14 protein-coding genes are annotated in these 15,539 nt (G+C 71.4%); 4 read left to right on the top strand and 10 right to left on the bottom strand.

Going from position 1 to position 15,539, the window contains the following annotated elements; all coding sequences use genetic code 11:
- Window positions 1-164 precede the first annotated feature (164 nt).
- From RUMESO_RS21300 to RUMESO_RS21285, 4 genes are all read left to right on the top strand, one after another.
- The gene (locus RUMESO_RS21300) at window positions 165-2,564 is read left to right on the top strand and encodes a ligase-associated DNA damage response DEXH box helicase (protein WP_037283515.1); all 2,400 of its coding nucleotides are present in this window, start codon (window positions 165-167) and stop codon (window positions 2,562-2,564) included.
- 72 nt (window positions 2,565-2,636) lie between these two features.
- A complete protein-coding gene (pdeM, locus tag RUMESO_RS21295) occupies window positions 2,637-3,326 on the top strand; it encodes a ligase-associated DNA damage response endonuclease PdeM (RefSeq protein ID WP_037283512.1) in 690 nt (229 codons plus the stop codon).
- 122 nt (window positions 3,327-3,448) lie between these two features.
- Window positions 3,449-3,778 (top strand): ArsR/SmtB family transcription factor, encoded by a 330-nt coding sequence (locus tag RUMESO_RS21290; protein WP_037283507.1) that lies wholly within the window; start codon window positions 3,449-3,451, stop codon window positions 3,776-3,778.
- Between the two features lies 1 nt (window position 3,779).
- A complete protein-coding gene (locus tag RUMESO_RS21285; RefSeq protein ID WP_037283504.1) occupies window positions 3,780-4,268 on the top strand; it encodes an SRPBCC domain-containing protein in 489 nt (162 codons plus the stop codon).
- A 99-nt stretch (window positions 4,269-4,367) separates the two neighbouring features.
- Here RUMESO_RS21285 and folD read toward each other — a convergent pair whose 3' ends face one another.
- The 10 genes from folD to RUMESO_RS21235 form a co-directional block, all read right to left on the bottom strand.
- Window positions 4,368-5,258: a bifunctional methylenetetrahydrofolate dehydrogenase/methenyltetrahydrofolate cyclohydrolase FolD gene (folD, locus tag RUMESO_RS21280; protein WP_037283523.1), complete on the bottom strand. Its 891-nt coding sequence runs from the start codon at window positions 5,256-5,258 to the stop codon at window positions 4,368-4,370.
- 26 nt (window positions 5,259-5,284) lie between these two features.
- A complete protein-coding gene (locus RUMESO_RS21275) occupies window positions 5,285-6,961 on the bottom strand; it encodes a formate--tetrahydrofolate ligase (protein ID WP_037283501.1) in 1,677 nt (558 codons plus the stop codon).
- A 149-nt stretch (window positions 6,962-7,110) separates the two neighbouring features.
- Window positions 7,111-7,701 (bottom strand): MOSC domain-containing protein, encoded by a 591-nt coding sequence (locus RUMESO_RS21270; RefSeq protein ID WP_037283499.1) that lies wholly within the window; start codon window positions 7,699-7,701, stop codon window positions 7,111-7,113.
- Window positions 7,702-7,746: 45 nt separating this feature from the next.
- On the bottom strand, window positions 7,747-8,412 hold the full coding sequence (locus RUMESO_RS21265) for a methyltransferase domain-containing protein (RefSeq protein ID WP_342670812.1): 666 nt from the start codon (window positions 8,410-8,412) through the stop codon (window positions 7,747-7,749).
- 119 nt (window positions 8,413-8,531) lie between these two features.
- Entirely contained in the window at window positions 8,532-10,451 is a 1,920-nt protein-coding gene (ftsH, locus tag RUMESO_RS21260) for an ATP-dependent zinc metalloprotease FtsH (RefSeq protein ID WP_037283494.1), read from the bottom strand.
- A gap of 249 nt (window positions 10,452-10,700) precedes the next feature.
- Window positions 10,701-11,720, bottom strand: coding sequence for a tRNA lysidine(34) synthetase TilS (gene tilS, locus RUMESO_RS21255; protein WP_051521581.1), 1,020 nt, complete (start codon window positions 11,718-11,720; stop codon window positions 10,701-10,703).
- Window positions 11,717-12,535 (bottom strand): tol-pal system protein YbgF, encoded by an 819-nt coding sequence (gene ybgF, locus RUMESO_RS21250; RefSeq protein ID WP_211262954.1) that lies wholly within the window; start codon window positions 12,533-12,535, stop codon window positions 11,717-11,719. The genes tilS and ybgF overlap by 4 nt, the downstream gene beginning before the upstream one ends.
- Entirely contained in the window at window positions 12,535-13,104 is a 570-nt protein-coding gene (pal, locus tag RUMESO_RS21245) for a peptidoglycan-associated lipoprotein Pal (protein ID WP_037283491.1), read from the bottom strand. The genes ybgF and pal overlap by 1 nt, the downstream gene beginning before the upstream one ends.
- A 109-nt stretch (window positions 13,105-13,213) precedes the next feature.
- The gene (tolB, locus tag RUMESO_RS21240; protein ID WP_037283488.1) at window positions 13,214-14,539 is read right to left on the bottom strand and encodes a Tol-Pal system beta propeller repeat protein TolB; all 1,326 of its coding nucleotides are present in this window, start codon (window positions 14,537-14,539) and stop codon (window positions 13,214-13,216) included.
- A gap of 76 nt (window positions 14,540-14,615) precedes the next feature.
- Window positions 14,616-15,539, bottom strand: a 924-nt coding sequence (locus tag RUMESO_RS21235; protein ID WP_037283485.1) for a hypothetical protein, incomplete at its 5' end; no start/stop codon positions are given.

The following is a 15,539-nucleotide window of genomic DNA, read 5'->3' as shown; positions in this document are numbered from 1 at the left end:
CCCCGCCCGCCGGCCACCCCGGCGGACCGGCCCTCCCCCTCGCGCGCCCTGAACCCGCGAGCCCGGAGGAGACCGGAGGCCACGCGGGGGTCATACTATGGAGAGGGGGCCTCCACGACCCAGCCGCCCTATATTCCCGCCTCGCTCCGCCCTATCTCTCGGGCATGGACCTTCCCGCCCGCCTCGCTCCCTTCTTCGCCCGCCGGGGCTGGTCCCTCCGCCGCCACCAGCGCGAGATGCTGGAGCAGGCCGACGCCCCCGCCCTCCTCCTCATCGCCCCCACCGGCGCCGGCAAGACGCTGTCGGGCTTCCTCCCCACCCTCGCCGACCTCGCTGGGGACCCGCGCCCCGGCCTCCACACCCTCTACGTCTCGCCGCTCAAGGCGCTCGCCGCCGACATCAAGCGCAACCTCCTCGCTCCCATCGAGGAACTCGCGCTCCCCATCCGCGTCGAGGACCGCACCGGCGACACCTCCCAGTCCACCCGCAGGCGCCAGCGCGTCGACCCGCCCCACATCCTGCTGACCACGCCCGAGAGCCTCGCCCTGCTGCTCAGCTACGAGGATGCCCCGCACATCTTCGAGGGCCTGGAGCGGGTGGTCGTGGACGAGATCCACGCGCTCGCCGAGTCCAAGCGCGGCGACCAGCTCTTCCTCTCGCTCTCCCGCCTCGACGCCCTCGCCCCCAGCCTCCGCCGCGTCGGCCTTTCCGCCACCGTGGACGACCCGGAGGAGATCGCGCACCTGCTGGCGAGAAACCCCGAGCCCTGCGCGATCCTCCACGCCGACCCCGGGCCGCCCCCGGACCTGTCGATGCTGGACACCGGTCGCCCCCCGCCCTGGGCCGGCGGCCTCGCGCTCCATGCCATCCCGGCGGTGCTGGAGCAGGTCCGACGCCACCGCACGACGCTGATCTTCCACAACACCCGCGCCCAGGCCGAACTCTTCTTCCACGACCTCTGGCTTCGGAACGACGAGGGCCTGCCCATCGCGATCCACCACGGCTCCCTCTCGCGCGAGGCCCGGACCCGCGTGGAGGCCGCGATGCTCGCGGGCGAGCTCAAGGCCATCGTCTGCACCGGCACGCTCGACCTCGGAATCGACTGGGGCGACGTGGACCTCGTGATCCAGATGGGCGGGCCGAAATACGTCAAGCGCCTCGTCCAGCGCATCGGCCGCGCCAACCACCGCGCCGACGAGCCCTCCAAGGCGATCCTCGTCCCCGCCAACCGCTTCGAGGTCCTCGAATGCGTCGCCGCCATCGAGAGCGCCCTCGCCGGCGACCTCGACGGCACCCAGCGCGGCCCCGGCCCCCTGGACGTGCTCTGCCAGCACATCCTGATCCGCGCCTGCTCGGGGCCCTTTGGGGCGGAGGACCTCTACGCCGAGGTCCGCACGGTCGGCGGCTACACCGACCTCACCCGCGACACCTTCGACGCCTGCCTCGAATTCTGCGCGACTGGAGGCTACGCGCTCAAGGCCTACGACCGCTGGCGTCGGCTCCTGCTCCGCGACGGGTTCTGGCAGCTCCGCGACCCCCGTGCCGCCAAGCGCATCCGCATGAACATCGGCACCATCGAAGACACCGGCAGCCTGTCGGTCCGGCTCCGCTCCGGCTCCCATCTGGGCGAGATCGAGGAATACTTCGCCTCCACCCTCACCCCCGGCGACACCTTCCTGATCGGCGGGCAGGTCGTCCGCTTCGAGTCCCTGCGCGAGATGACGGTCGAGGTCACGCGCCGCCCCGACGCCACCCCCCGCGTCGGCCGCTTCGGCGGCGGCAAGTTCCCGACCTCCGTCGCGCTCACCCACCGCATCCTGCGGATGCTCCAGCAGGAGAGCTGGCCCGAGCTGCCCCGTCACACCGCCGACTGGCTCGCCCTCCAGCGCCGCGTGTCGAAGCTCCCCGAGGCGGGTCGCCTCCTCGTCGAGACCTTCCACGCCGAGGAGCGATGGCACGCCGCCTTCTGGGGCTTCGCCGGCCGCAACGCCCACCAGACGCTCGGCCTCCTCCTGACGCACCGGATGGAGGCGCAAGGCCTCGACCCCCTCGGCTTCGTCGCCACCGACGACGCCCTCCTCATCTCCGGCCTCCGCGAGATCGAGGACCCCGCGAGCCTCCTCGACCCCACGGACCTCCGGCAGGGATTCGAGACCTGGCTCCAAGGCAACGCCCTGATGAAGCGCACCTTCCGGGGCGTGGCCCTGATCGCCGGCCTGATCGAGCGCAACCTCCCCGGCCAGCGCAAGACCGGGCGGCAGGCGACCTTCTCCTCCGACATCCTTTACGACACGCTGGTCCGCTACGACCCCGGCCACCTCCTCCTCCGCGTCACGCGCGAGGAGGCGCAGCGCGGCCTCGTCGACTTCGGCCGGATCGAGGAGATGCTCTCTCGGATCCAGGGCCGCGTCGACCACGTCCGCGCCCCCCGCGTCACCCCCCTCGCCGCGCCGCTCCTCCTCGAGCGTGGCCGCGTCCCCGTCGAGGGTCGCGCGCGGGAGCGGCTGCTGGAGGCACAGGCGGCGCGGCTCCTGGAGGAGGCGGGGCTGGAGGAGCTGTCGTGAGCCGCCCGTCCCGGAACGTCTCGGACGCGGAAGACCTTGCTCCCGACTCCGCGCTGGGTCAGAGAACATGACATGAACGGCGACGCATTCTCCTTCACGCTGAACGGCACCCACGGCCTCGCGCTCCCCTCCGGCGCGCTGTTCCTGCCGACCGAGGACCTCCTCTGCGTGTCGGACCTCCACCTCGCCAAGTCCGAGCGGATGGCGCGACGGCGGGGCGTGATGCTCCCTCCCTACGAGACGCGCGCCGCGCTCGACCGCCTCGCCCAGGACATCGCCCTGACGAAGCCCGCCGCCGTGGTCGCCTTGGGCGACTCCTTCGATGATATCCAGGCCAGCGAAAGCCTCGACCGGGAGGACCGCATCACCCTGGCGCGCCTGCAGGAGGGTCGCCGCTGGGTCTGGATCGAGGGCAACCACGATGCCGGTTCCCATGCCCACGGGGGCGAGGGCTGCGACGAGTTCACCGCCGCCGGCCTTACCTTCCGCCATATCGCCGAGCCCGACGCCGCCCCGGGCGAGGTCTCGGGTCACTATCACCCGAAATACGGCCCCCCCGGCCTAGGCGACCGCCGTCCCTGCTTCCTGCTCGATGCCCGGCGGCTGATCCTGCCCGCCTACGGCACCTATACCGGCGGCCTTGACGCGCGCGAGCCAGTCCTGCGCAGCCTCTTTGCCGACCGCGCCCTCGCCGTCCTGACCGGCGGCCGCGCGGTCCCTATTCCCCTGCCCGCCGCCCGACGCCGCGCACGGAACGCCTGACGCCCTCTCGACCCGGACCGCGTGCCCTCGGCCAGAACTGGCCGGAGCGGGGCGTCTCCACGTTCAGCAGCCTTTACATAAAAACTTATTTATATAGATTGATTGCAATCAAAGGTGCCGCGATGCCTCTCATCGACTCCGCACTCCTCGCCCTCGCCGACCCGACCCGCCGCGCGATCCTCGCGCGGCTCGCGAAGGGCGAGGCGACGGTCATGGAACTCGCGGCGCCCTTCGACATGAGCCAGCCCGCCGTCTCCCATCACCTCAAGGTGCTGGAGCAGGCGGGCCTCATCACCCGGGGCCGCCGGGGCACGTCCCGCCCCTGCCGCCTCGCCCCCGACGGCCTCGCGGACGTGGAGTCCTGGCTCACCGGGCTCCGCGCCGCGATGGAGAGCAACTACGACCGCCTCGACGCCTTGCTCGCCGAGGATGACCCCCAGCAGGAGACCTGACATGCCCCTCACCGTCGAACGCACCTCGCCCACCACCCTGAGGATCACCCGTCGTTTCAAGGCCTCGCCTGAGAGGGTCTTCGCGGCGCATGTCGAGCCCGCGCTGATCCAGCGTTGGTGCTACGGGTTCGAGGGGTGGCGGATGCCGGTCTGCATCAACGATGCCCGTCCCGGCGGAGAGCTCCGCTGGGAATGGGCCAACGACGAGGGAGCCGGCTTCCACGTCACCGGCACCTACGAGGCGGTGGAGCCGCCGCGGGACGGACGCCCCGGCCGCATCGTCCACGTCGAGCGGATGCATATGCCCGACCCCACGCCCGACAACCACATCGAGACGACCTTCGCGCCGGACGGGGACGGCACGCTCCTCACCCTGGTCATGCGGATGGACTCGCCCGAGGCCATGGAGGCGATGATCGCCACCGGCATGACGGACGGCATGGAGACGACCTACGCCCGCATCGACGAGCTGGAGCCCGCGGCGGCCTGAGTCGAACGCAGGAATGGGCGGAGCCTGCGCCCCGCCCGTCCCCTCGTCCCTAAACCGCGTGATCCCCGGGTCATCGGCCCGGGGCTCAGGCGCCGACCGTCAGGCCACCAGCCCCTCGGGCTCGGACAGGCCATTCGCCCGGCAGCAGGCGGTGACCGTATTGGCGAGGAGGCAGGCGATCGTCATCGGCCCCACCCCGCCCGGCACCGGCGTGATCGCCCCGGCCACCTGCGCGGCGCTGTCGTAGTCCACGTCGCCCACCAGCACGTCCTTGCCGTTCGGCCCGGTGGTCCGATTGATGCCGACGTCGATGACGGTCGCACCCGACTTGATCCAGTCGCCCAGCACCATCTTGGGCCGCCCCACGGCAGCCACCACGATGTCCGCGCGCCGCACGACGGACGGCAGGTCCTTGGTCTTGCTGTGGGCGATCGTCACCGTCGCGCTGTCTCCCAGCAGGAGCTGCGCCATCGGCTTGCCCACGATGTTCGACCGCCCGATGACCACCGCGTCCTTGCCGGCCAGCGACCCATGCAGGTCCCGCAGCAGCAGCAGGCACCCCAGCGGCGTGCAGGGCACCATCGACTTCTGCCCTGTCCCAAGCAGCCCCACGTTGGAGATGTGGAACCCGTCCACGTCCTTCGCCGGGTCGATGGAGTTGATGACGAGGTCCGAGTTCAGGTGCTTCGGCAGCGGAAGCTGCACGAGGATGCCGTGCACCTCCGGGTCCTCGTTGAGCCGCTTGACCAGCGCCAGCAGCTCCTCCTCCGAGGTCTCGGCGGAGAGCTTGTGCTCGAAGCTCTTCATCCCCGCCTCGACCGTCTGCTTGCCCTTGGAGCGGACGTAGACGGAGGAGGCCGGGTCCTCGCCCACCAGCACCACGGCGAGGCCGGGCGTGATGCCATGGTCGGCCTTGAGCTTGGCCACCTCGGCCGCGACCTTCTCGCGCAGCTTGGCCGCGAAGGCCTTGCCGTCGATCACCTGGGCCATGGGCTGCCCTCCCTCGCCGAGCGGCATCAGAACAGCCCCTCGATCTGGCCGGCCTCGTTGAGGCGGATCACCTCGGCTGAGGGGACCTTGGGCAGGCCCGGCATGGTCATGATCTCGCCGCAGATCACGACGATGAACCCGGCCCCGGCGCTCAGGCGCACTTCGCGGATCGGAACGGTATGGCCGGTCGGCGCGCCACGGACGTTCGGGTCGGTGGTGAAGCTGTACTGCGTCTTGGCCATGCAGATCGGGAAGTTGCCGTAGCCCGCCGCCTCCCAGGCCTTGAGCTGGTCGCGGATCGACTTGTCCGCGATGACCTCGTCGGCGTGGTAGATGCGCTTGGCGATGGTCTCGACCTTCTGGAAGAGCGGCATCTCGTCCGGGTAGAGCGGCGCGAAGTTGGCCGATTCCCCTTCGGCGAGATGGACGACCTTGCGGGCGAGATCCTCGATCCCGGCGGACCCTTGGGCCCAGTGCTTGCAGAGGATCGCCTCGGCGCCCTGCTGGGCCACGTATTCCTGGACCGCCGCGACCTCGGCGTCCGTGTCGCTGTAGAAGTGGTTGATGGCGACCACGACCGGCACGCCGAAGCTCTTCACGTTGGCGATGTGGCGGCCGAGGTTCGGGCAGCCCTTGCGGACGGCCTCGACATTCTCGGCCCCGAGGTCGGCCTTGGCGACGCCGCCGTTCATCTTCATGGCGCGCACGGTGGCCACGATCACGGCGGCGGCCGGTTTCAGCCCCGCCTTGCGGCACTTGATGTCGAAGAACTTCTCGGCGCCCAGGTCCGCGCCGAAGCCCGCCTCGGTCACGACGTATTCGCCGAGCTTCAGCGCCGTCGTCGTCGCGATCACCGAGTTGCAGCCGTGGGCGATGTTGGCGAAGGGCCCGCCATGCACGAAGGCCGGGTTATTCTCGAGCGTCTGCACGAGGTTCGGCTGGATCGCGTCCTTGAGGAGCACGGCCATCGCGCCGTCGGCCTTGAGGTCGCGGCAGTAGACGGGCGTCTTGTCGCGGCGGTAGGCCACGACGATGTCGCCGAGCCGCTTCTCCAGATCCTTGAGGTCGCGGGCGAGGCAGAGGATCGCCATGACCTCGGAGGCCACGGTGATGTCGAAGCCGGTCTGGCGCGGGAAGCCGTTGGCGACGCCGCCCAGGGACACCACCATGTCGCGCAGCGCGCGGTCGTTCATGTCCATGACGCGGCGCCAGACGACGCGCCGCTGGTCGATGTCGAGGCTGTTGCCCCAGTAGATGTGGTTGTCGATCATCGCCGACAGCAGGTTGTGCGCCGAGGTGATCGCGTGGAAGTCGCCGGTGAAGTGGAGGTTCATCTCCTCCATCGGCACGACCTGCGCGTAGCCGCCACCCGCCGCGCCGCCCTTCATCCCGAAGTTCGGGCCGAGAGAAGCCTCGCGGATGCAGACGATGGCCTTCTTGCCGATGCGGTTCAGCCCGTCGCCCAGGCCGACGGTCGTCGTCGTCTTGCCCTCGCCCGCGGGTGTCGGGTTGATGGCGGTCACGAGGATGAGCTTCCCGTCGGGACGCCCCTGGACCGAGTTGATGAACTCCTGGCTCACCTTGGCCTTGTCGTGCCCGTAGGGCAGCAGGCTCTCGGCGGGAATGCCCAGCTTGGCGCCGACCTCCAGGATCGGCTTCTTCTTCGCTTCGCGGGCGATCTCGATGTCGGTCTTATGGCTCACGGCGCTCCCCTACGCATTTGGCGCCGTGGTATCGAAGCGCCCGGGGAACCGGAAGGGCGATTGCGACAGGTTTTCGGGCCGAACCGTCGGGTGGCGGGAAAGTGGTGTCGAATCGGAAAACCATGTTCCTGTCGGAGACGGAGGGCCGCTCAGCCCGGCGCCCAGGCCCGCTGCCCCGGCACATGGAGCCGCAGCCTCTCGCCCAGCCGCAGCACCCCCTCCCGCTCCACCCAGGCGGTCACGCCCCGCCGCCCCTTGGCGGCCGCCTTGAAGGCCTTGCCGTGCCCGGGCCGTGCGACCTCTATGGTCTTGGCGACCTCGATGCAGGGGTGGTTCTCCATGTCCACCACCAGCGTCGCCCCGCTCTCGGCCTGCAGGCGGCTCGATGGCGGGACATGGGTGAAGTCGGGGATGCCCTCGACCACCACCCCGGCCCCTGCCCAGGCGTAGTCGAAGGCCGCGAGCCCCAGCTCCGCCGCGACGAGCGCCATCTCCTCGGCCGAGACGAGGCTCACCTGCCGGGTGTTCCGGATCGTGGTCCCCTTCGGATGCTGCGCCGTCACGCGCGAGCACGACGCCCGCGTCGATCCGGCGTGGACCTCGCTGCCGAAGCCCGCGAAGGAGAGAGGCATCTCCTCGACAGGCTCTCCATGGATGAGCAGGTCCGGCCCCACGGGCCGCGCCACGCGCCCAAGCCACACGATGGTTCCGAAATAGTCGGACGGGACGAGGGCTGGCATCGCGATCTCCTTCGCGGCCCGTGATGCCAGCCCGGGCCGCAGGCCTCAACCCGGGACGGTCAGCACCACGAAGAGCCGCCGGAAGGGGAAGAGCACCGTCCCGTCCGCCTCGGCTGGATAGGCGATGGCCAGGGCGTCGTCGTAGGTCTCCAGGAACTCCTGGAGCTCGCCCTCCCCCAGCCGCGCCGCGAAGGGGCGCAAGGCGGTCGATTGCGTGAAGGCCCGCACCGGATGGCCGTCCGCCACCGGCGCGAGGGACTGCAGGTACTCGGTCTCCCAGATGTCCGCCTCGCCCAGTGGCGCGAGCAGCCGATGATAGGCCCCGGGCGGGGCCACCGGCGCCACCCAGTCGTCGAAGCCGAAGCGGTCGGGGAACATCCCCTCGGCCAGGTCGCGCAGCAGGCGGTGCGAGGGCGCGTCGAACTGGCGCGGCATCTGCACGGCGAGCACCCCGCCCTCGGCCAGCGCGGCGGCGAAGCGCGGCAACAGCACCTCGTGATGCGGCAGCCAGTGGAGCGCGGCGTTCGAGAAGATCACCGCCGGCGCCTCGTCCGGAAGCCAATGCGCGATGTCGGCGAGCCGCGTCGCATCGTAGCCTTGCGCCTGCCCCAGCATGGCGGGCGAGGAGTCCACCCCCAGGATGCGATGCTCCGGGAAACGTGCCCGCAGCGGTCCCGCGACGGTCCCGTCGCCGCAGCCCAGGTCCACCACGTCGCCCTCCGGGACCTCGCCGATCTCGGAGCAGCAGGTCCAGCGCAGGGCGCAGGCGCAAACCCCGGAACCTCTGGTAGGTCCCGGGGTCCCAGTCGCTGTGTCGCTCGGTCACGGCCTCAGGTCGTGGGTTCGGGCTCGGGCTCGATCTCGCGGGGCGGGCGCGGGCGCGTCTTGGGGATCGTGGTCACCGAGGCCCCGCCTCCGGCCTGCGGAGGGGCGTCGCCCTTGTCGTCGCCGCGGTTCAGCGGCTCGCCGGCGATGACCCGGGTGATCTCGGACCCCGTCAGCGTCTCGTATTCGAGGAGGCCCTGCGCCAGCCGCTCGAGGTCCTCGCTCTTCTCCGTCAGGATGCGCTTGGCGGTCTCGTAGCCCTCGTCGATGATCCGGCGGACCTCCTCGTCGATGGCCTTCTGCGTCTCGCCCCCGTGGTTCGTCGCGCCCTGATAGGCGCCGAGGTAGCTCTCGCGCTCGTTGGCGAGGTCCACGAAGCCCACGCGGTCGGACATCCCGAACTGCGTGACCATGGCCCGCGCGATCCGCGTCGCCTGCTGGATGTCCGAGGTCGCGCCCGAGGTGACCTGCTCATGCCCGAAGATCAGCTCCTCGGCCGCGCGCCCGCCCATCGCCATGGCGATCTTGGAGCGGTACTTGGTGAAGGTCACCGAGAGCTGGTCCCGCTCGGGCAGCGAGAGCACGAGGCCCAGGGCCCGCCCGCGCGGGATGATCGTCGCCTTGTGGATCGGGTCGTGCTGCGGGACGTTCAGGCCGACGATGGCGTGCCCGGCCTCGTGGTAGGCGGTCAGCTTCTTCTCGTCCTCGGACATGACCATGGAGCGCCGCTCGGCCCCCATCATCACCTTGTCCTTGGCCGACTCGAAATCGACCATCGTCACGAAGCGCCGCCCCACCCGCGCCGCCATCAGCGCCGCCTCGTTCACGAGGTTGGCGAGGTCGGCGCCCGAGAAGCCCGGCGTGCCGCGCGCGATGATCCGCAGGTCCACGTCCGGCCCCAGCGGGACCTTGCGGGCGTGGACGCCCAGGATCTTCTCGCGGCCCTTGATGTCGGGGTTCGGCACCTGAACCTGACGGTCGAAGCGGCCCGGACGCAGCAGCGCGGGGTCGAGCACGTCGGGACGGTTGGTCGCCGCGACGATGATGATGCCCTCGTTGGCCTCGAAGCCGTCCATCTCCACGAGGAGCTGGTTCAGCGTCTGCTCGCGCTCGTCGTTGCCGCCGCCGTAGCCTACGCCACGCGACCGGCCAACGGCGTCGATCTCGTCGATGAAGACGATGCAGGGGGCGTTCTTCTTGGCCTGCTCGAACATGTCGCGCACACGGCTGGCGCCGACGCCCACGAACATCTCGACGAAGTCCGAGCCCGAGATGGTGAAGAAGGGCACGCCGGCCTCGCCCGCGATGGCGCGCGCCAGCAGCGTCTTACCGGTGCCCGGAGGGCCCACGAGCAGCGCGCCCTTGGGGATCTTGCCGCCCAGGCGCGAGAACTTCTGCGGGTTGCGCAGGAACTCGACGATCTCCTCGAGCTCCTCCTTGGCCTCGTCGATGCCGGCCACGTCGTCGAAGGTCACGCGGCCGTGCTTCTCGGTCAGGAGCTTGGCGCGCGACTTGCCGAAGCCCATGGCCCCGCCACGCCCGCCGCCCTGCATCCGGTTCATGAAGTAGATCCAGACGCCGATCAGCAGGAGGAACGGCAGGAGCGACAGGATGAAGGCGGTGAAGCCCGACTGCTGCTGCGACCGCGCCGACACGGGAACGTCGGCCTGCAGGAGCAGGTTCGTGACCTCGGCGTCCGGCGGCAGCACGGTGACGTAGTCACGCCCGTCCGCCCCGCGATAGCGCACCTCCTCGCCGTCGATGGTGGCCTGCGCCACCTGCCCCGATTCCACCGCCGACACGAAGTCCGAATAGGACCGCGCATTCGAGGCCATGGTGGTCTGGCTGCCGGAGAAGAGGTTGAAGAGCGCCAGGACCAGAAGGAACAGGACGACCCAGAAGGCGATGTTGCGCGCGTTGCCCACGTACGGACTCCCCTATGCGCCGGCCGGAACGCGGCCGCGCTGCGTGTCACCAAGATAAGGTCTACGGGGGCGGGTTCAATGCGAAACGGCCTCCGTGCACGCTGTTGAGAGGTGATCCGCGCAAGTTTGACGCGGGGGAAATGGAGCTGCGGGCCTCCCTCGTCGCACGACGCCCCCGGGCGTCGCCGCGAAGTGCCTCCATGGCTCGCCCCCGGACCCGAGCGGGAAGGGCCGCGATGCAGGCGGGCCTCAGCCGAAATCGGCGCTCTCGGCGAAGCGCTCCCCGGGGGCGCGCACGGGGGCCGACGGGTTGCGCGCCTCGGGCGAGACCCTCGCCCAGCCGCCTTCGGGCGCCACGCGGCACCCCGCAAGCGTTGCCGCCCGCCCGGCCGCCACGACGGCGGCAAGGCGCCGCAGCGATTCCCACCGCGGCCGGCATCTATCCCCACCGACCCATCGAAGGGCAGCCGCGAGGATGCGCCCGGACGTGTCGCCCTGGTCGAAGGCGAGGAGGAGGTGCCGGGGGATCAGGAGGTCCCGCCCATCCTCTTGCAGCAGGCGCCCGGCCGCCTCGCGGGCCTCGCTCGCGAGCGAGACCCGCGCCCGCGCCATGTGTCCGGCCGTCCGAACCAGCCGTTCCCGGGTCAGCCCCAACTCGCCGAGCCGGTCCATCATCGCCCGCGCCCTCGCCCGGTCGAATCGCGGGTCCTCGTTCGACGGGTCCTCCACCCAGCCGATGCGCCGGGCCCGCAGCCAGACGCGCAGGACCTCGCGCCCGAGCCCGAGCAAGGGCCGGTCCCAGCCGACCCCCTCGGCCACGAAGGACGCCGGCATCCCGGCAAGCCCATCCACCCCCGAGCCCCGAGCGAGCCGCAGGAGCACCGTCTCGGCCTGGTCGTCCGCCGTATGGCCCAGGAAGACCGTCGCCGCGCCATGCCCCCGCGCCCAGGCGCCGATCAGCCGCCGCCGCGCCTCGCGTGCGCGCTCCTGCAGGTTGCCCCGGCCGCCTCCGTCCCAGCGGAGCGTCTCGTGCGGCACCCCCAGCGCCTCGCAGGCCCGCCCGACGAGGCGCGCCTCCTCGGCCGCCTCGGGACGGAGGCCATGGTCCACCGTGACGGCCAGGACAGCCCGGCGGGCAACCGCCGCCGTCGCGTGAAGCAGCGCCATGCTGTCCCCGCCGCCCGACACCGCGATCGCCACGGGCCCCCTGCGGCGAGGATCGGCATCCAGGGCGGCCAGGACCTCCCCGACCGCCTCCTCCGGGGTCATTGACAGCCGAGGGTCCGCATCTCCGCCTGCGCCTCGATCACCAGGGGCGAGGCGGGAAAGCGGTTCGCGAGCTCCCCCAGCGTCACGCAGGCGTCCGGCACCTGCCCGAGCTTGCCCAGGTTCTTGCCCAGGCCCAGCAGCGCGTCCGCCGCGACCGGCCCATCGGGCTCCGATGAGAAGCTGTCGAGGTAGGCCCGCGCGGCGTTCGACGTATCCCCCAACTGGTCCAGGGCCGAGCCCCGTCCCAGATGCGCCCGCGCCGTCAGGGGGCTGCCCGGGTAGGTCTGGACAAAGGTCGCAAACTGGTCAGCGGCGCCGCGAAAGTCACTGGATGCGAGCGCCCCCTCCGCCCGCTCGAAGTCGGCCTGTTCGTTGACGGCCAGCTCGGGGCCGTTGTCCTCGGCGGGAGGAGCGGGGGTGGGAACCACCGAGGCATTGTCGACGCCGCCCAGGGACGGGGCGTCGCCCAGCGCGGAGACGTCGCAGCCCTCCTCGAGCTCGCAGATGCGGAACTCGAGGTCGCCCAGGCGGTTCGTGCCGTCCGTGGTGATGCGGTTGATGCGGAACTCCAGCTCCTCGGCCTTGGAGGTCAGGCGCTGCAGCTCCGCCTCGATGGCGTCGAGCCGCTCGAGGGGGGTGTTGCCCGCCACCCCCTGCGTGAGCTGCCCCGAGGCCGTGAGCTCGCCCCGGAGCGACCCGATCTGCTCCGACAGCGAGGCGATCTCGGTCCGGATGTCGGCGAGCGTCTGCGGATCGGCCTGCCCCCAGGCGAGGGCGGGCCAGACCGCGAGCACGAGGGGGGCGAGGCGGCGCATCAGCTCAGGGACGCGATGGAGATGACCGTCACCGCGCGACGGTTCTGCGAGAAGCAGCTCTCGTCGCCGCAGGTCGCCACGGGACGCTCCTTCCCGTAGGAGATCGTGCGGATCCGGGCGCCCGGGATGCCCTTGGAGACGAGGTACTCGCGCACCGCGTTGGCGCGGCGGGCGCCGAGCGCCACGTTGTACTCCCGCGTGCCGACCTCGTCCGCGTGCCCCTCGATCAGGGCCTGGTACTCGGGGTTGGCCTGCAGCCACCGGGCCTGCCCGTCGAGCGTCTGGATCGCCTCCGGGGAGAGGGTGGACTGGTCCACCGCGAAGAACACGCGGTCGCCGACGGTCTGGTTGAAGTAGGCCGGCGACGTCGGGTCGCCGGCGCCGCCCAGGCCACCCGTGCCCACCCCCGGCACGCCCGCGCCGGGCAGGCCCGCCGCGCCGCCGGCGCCGCCTGCCCCCCCCGGACCGCCCATCCCGACCCCATCGCCGCCGCCGAAGCGGTCGGGCCGGGTGCAGGCCGAGAGCCCCATCGCCAGGCCGAGCACGGCCACCATCATCCATCGCGTCATAGTCAGTCCCCTTGGTCCCCGCGATCTTATTCACAGCCCGCGCGCTTTGGGAAGCGCGTGGGCCTTTGGTCCGTCATCCGGGGCCGGCTCGCGCCGACCAGATGTCATGTCACGGCTGGAGCGGCCCCCAGGACGGGTCCGAGGCCATGCCCCCCGTCGGCACCTGCTTGAGGTTCCGTCCCGACACGTCCACCGAATAGACCGAGGGCGCGCCGCTCGGGCCCAGCGTGGAGCGGGTGAACATCAGCACCCGACCGTTGGGCGCCCAGGTCGGCCCCTCGTCGAGCTCGCTCGACGTCAGCAGCCGCTCCTCCGAGCCGTCGGTCCGCATCGTCCCGATATGGAACCGCCCGTCCGCCTGCTTGGTGAAGGCGACGAGGTCGCCGCGGGGGCTCCAGACGGGGGTCGAGTAGCGCGCGCCCTCGTCGAAGGAGATGCGCGTCGGCTCTCCGCCACCTGCCGACATGATGTAGATCTGCTGGGTCCCCGAGCGGTCGGATTCGAAGACGATCTGGCTTCCATCCGGGCTGAAGGACGGCGCCGTCTCGATCGAGGGCGCCGAGGTCAGCCGCGTCGAGGAGCCGGATCCGAGATCCGTCATGTAGATGTCGGTGTTGCCGCCGTTGCTCAGCGAGTAGATCACCCGCCGCCCGTCGGGCGAGAAGCGGGGCGAGAAGGCCATCTCCCCAGCCTCGGTCGGGATGCGCTGGTGGGCGACGGACGCGATGTCGGGGAGGTAGATCGCCGGCTCGCCCTGCTCGTAGGAGGTGTAGAGCACGCGGCTCCCGTCGGGCGAGAAGCGCGGCGCGAACATCAGGCCCGACTGGGTCAGGTACTGGATGTTGGCCCCGTCGTAGTCCATCACCGCGAGCCGCTTGGCCCTCTGGTCCTTGGGCCCGGACTCCTCGACGAAGACCACGCGGCTGTCGAAGTAGCCGCCCTCGCCGGTGATGCGGGAATAGACCGCGTCGGCCACCTTGTGGCCCATCCGCCGCCAGCCCTGCGGGGTGCCCGCGAACTGCAGCCCCTCGCCCAGCTCGGTCCCCGAGAAGACGTCGTAGAGGCGGAACTTCACGACGAGCTGGTTGCCCTGCACCGCCACGGCCCCGGTGATGAGCGCCTGGGCGTTGATCGCCGTCCAGTCGGTGTAGGTCGGCGCCGTGTTGAAGGCGACGTTCGGGTTGATGAAGGCCGAGGCCGGGATCTCCCGGAACAGTCCCGTCCCCACGAGGTCTGCCGAGACGACCGAAGCGATGTCGCGCGCCAGCGTCTCGGCCCCGCCGGTCTCCACGGTGAAGGCCGGGATGGCGACGGGGATGGGCTCGATCACGCCTTGGGTGACGGAGATGCGCAGCGGCTCCTGCGCGTGCACCGGATGGGCGATGGCAAGGGCCGCGACGAGCGCGGCCCAGAGGGCCAGGATGATTCGGGTCATGGGAGGGTCCTCGTCTCGGGGGCGGGGCGGCACGGGCGGAGGGCGCCCACGCGGAATGGGATTGGCGGACGGCACATCACTGAATCACCATCTGCTCGGGGTCGAAGGTCATCTGCACGCGCCGCCACTGCTCGTATTTCTCGGGCGGCAGCGGGAAGCCGTTCTGGGTCTGGCACCGCAGGATCGCGCGGCGGGCGGACTCGTAGGCGCTGTTGGCGGCCGAGTCGCTCTCGGCGTTATGGTCGATGAGGCTCACCTGACCGGCCACCTTGCCGTCGCGGCCGAGCTCGAACTCCACCGTCACGGTCACGCGGCCCGCCTGGCTGCCCGGATCGACGACCCAGCACTGCTGCACGGCGACACGGAAGGCGTCCTTCTCGGCGCCCGTCATCGGCGGGCCGGGATCGGCCGCCGCGGCCTCGCCCTCCGCCGCGTCCTCCGAGGAGGCGCCGGCCAGAGCCTGCGCCAGTGCGTCGTCTACATCCTCGGAGCTGGCCTCGGTGGGTTCCTCCGCCGGCTCCTCGGCCGGGGCAGCCTCCTCCGCGTCCTCGGACGAGGCCGACACCTCCTCGGCGGGCTCCTCCTCGGGCGCGGGAGCAGGTTCCTCGGCCGGCTCGGCAGCAGCGACCTCGGTCTCCTCCGGCGCGGGCACCTCGGCAGGCTCCTCCTCGACCGGCTCCTCCTCCGCGACCTGCTCCTCGGCCTGCGGCTCGGGGCGGCGCGGGCGGATCTGGGGCCGCGAGGCGACCTCGACGGCGCCCGAGGGCTCCTCGGCCTCGGTCACGATCTCCGGGGCCGCTTCCTCGGGGGCGGCCGCCTCGACAGGTTCCTCGACCGGCTCCGCCTCGGGGGCGGGCTCGGGCTCGGCGGCCTCCTCGGGGACGGGCGCGATCTCGGCCTCGGGCGGAGGCGGTGGCGCGGCCTCGGGCGCCACGCGCGGCGCGGGCCGGGGCACGGGACGCATCGACGCCTCGAGCTGGGCCGAAGGCGGCGGGGCCGG

The organism is Rubellimicrobium mesophilum DSM 19309 (assembly GCF_000600335.2).
In the GTDB taxonomy this organism is placed as follows: Bacteria; Pseudomonadota; Alphaproteobacteria; order Rhodobacterales; family Rhodobacteraceae; genus Rubellimicrobium; species Rubellimicrobium mesophilum.
Note: the sequence above shows the minus strand (reverse complement) of the source record. Positions and strands in the feature narration are given on the sequence as shown.

What these genes read in the sequence shown, in the direction of transcription:
- RUMESO_RS21300 (WP_037283515.1), top strand. Translation starts at nt 165, where the DNA reads ATGGACCTTCCCGCCCGCCTCGCTCCCTTCTTCGCCCGCCGGGGCTGG.
- pdeM (WP_037283512.1), top strand. Translation starts at nt 2,637, where the DNA reads ATGAACGGCGACGCATTCTCCTTCACGCTGAACGGCACCCACGGCCTC.
- RUMESO_RS21290 (WP_037283507.1), top strand. Translation starts at nt 3,449, where the DNA reads ATGCCTCTCATCGACTCCGCACTCCTCGCCCTCGCCGACCCGACCCGC.
- RUMESO_RS21285 (WP_037283504.1), top strand. Translation starts at nt 3,780, where the DNA reads ATGCCCCTCACCGTCGAACGCACCTCGCCCACCACCCTGAGGATCACC.
- folD (WP_037283523.1), bottom strand. Translation starts at nt 5,258, where the DNA reads ATGGCCCAGGTGATCGACGGCAAGGCCTTCGCGGCCAAGCTGCGCGAG.
- RUMESO_RS21270 (WP_037283499.1), bottom strand. Translation starts at nt 7,701, where the DNA reads ATGCCAGCCCTCGTCCCGTCCGACTATTTCGGAACCATCGTGTGGCTT.
- tilS (WP_051521581.1), bottom strand. Translation starts at nt 11,720, where the DNA reads ATGACCCCGGAGGAGGCGGTCGGGGAGGTCCTGGCCGCCCTGGATGCC.
- ybgF (WP_211262954.1), bottom strand. Translation starts at nt 12,535, where the DNA reads ATGCGCCGCCTCGCCCCCCTCGTGCTCGCGGTCTGGCCCGCCCTCGCC.
- pal (WP_037283491.1), bottom strand. Translation starts at nt 13,104, where the DNA reads ATGACGCGATGGATGATGGTGGCCGTGCTCGGCCTGGCGATGGGGCTC.
- tolB (WP_037283488.1), bottom strand. Translation starts at nt 14,539, where the DNA reads ATGACCCGAATCATCCTGGCCCTCTGGGCCGCGCTCGTCGCGGCCCTT.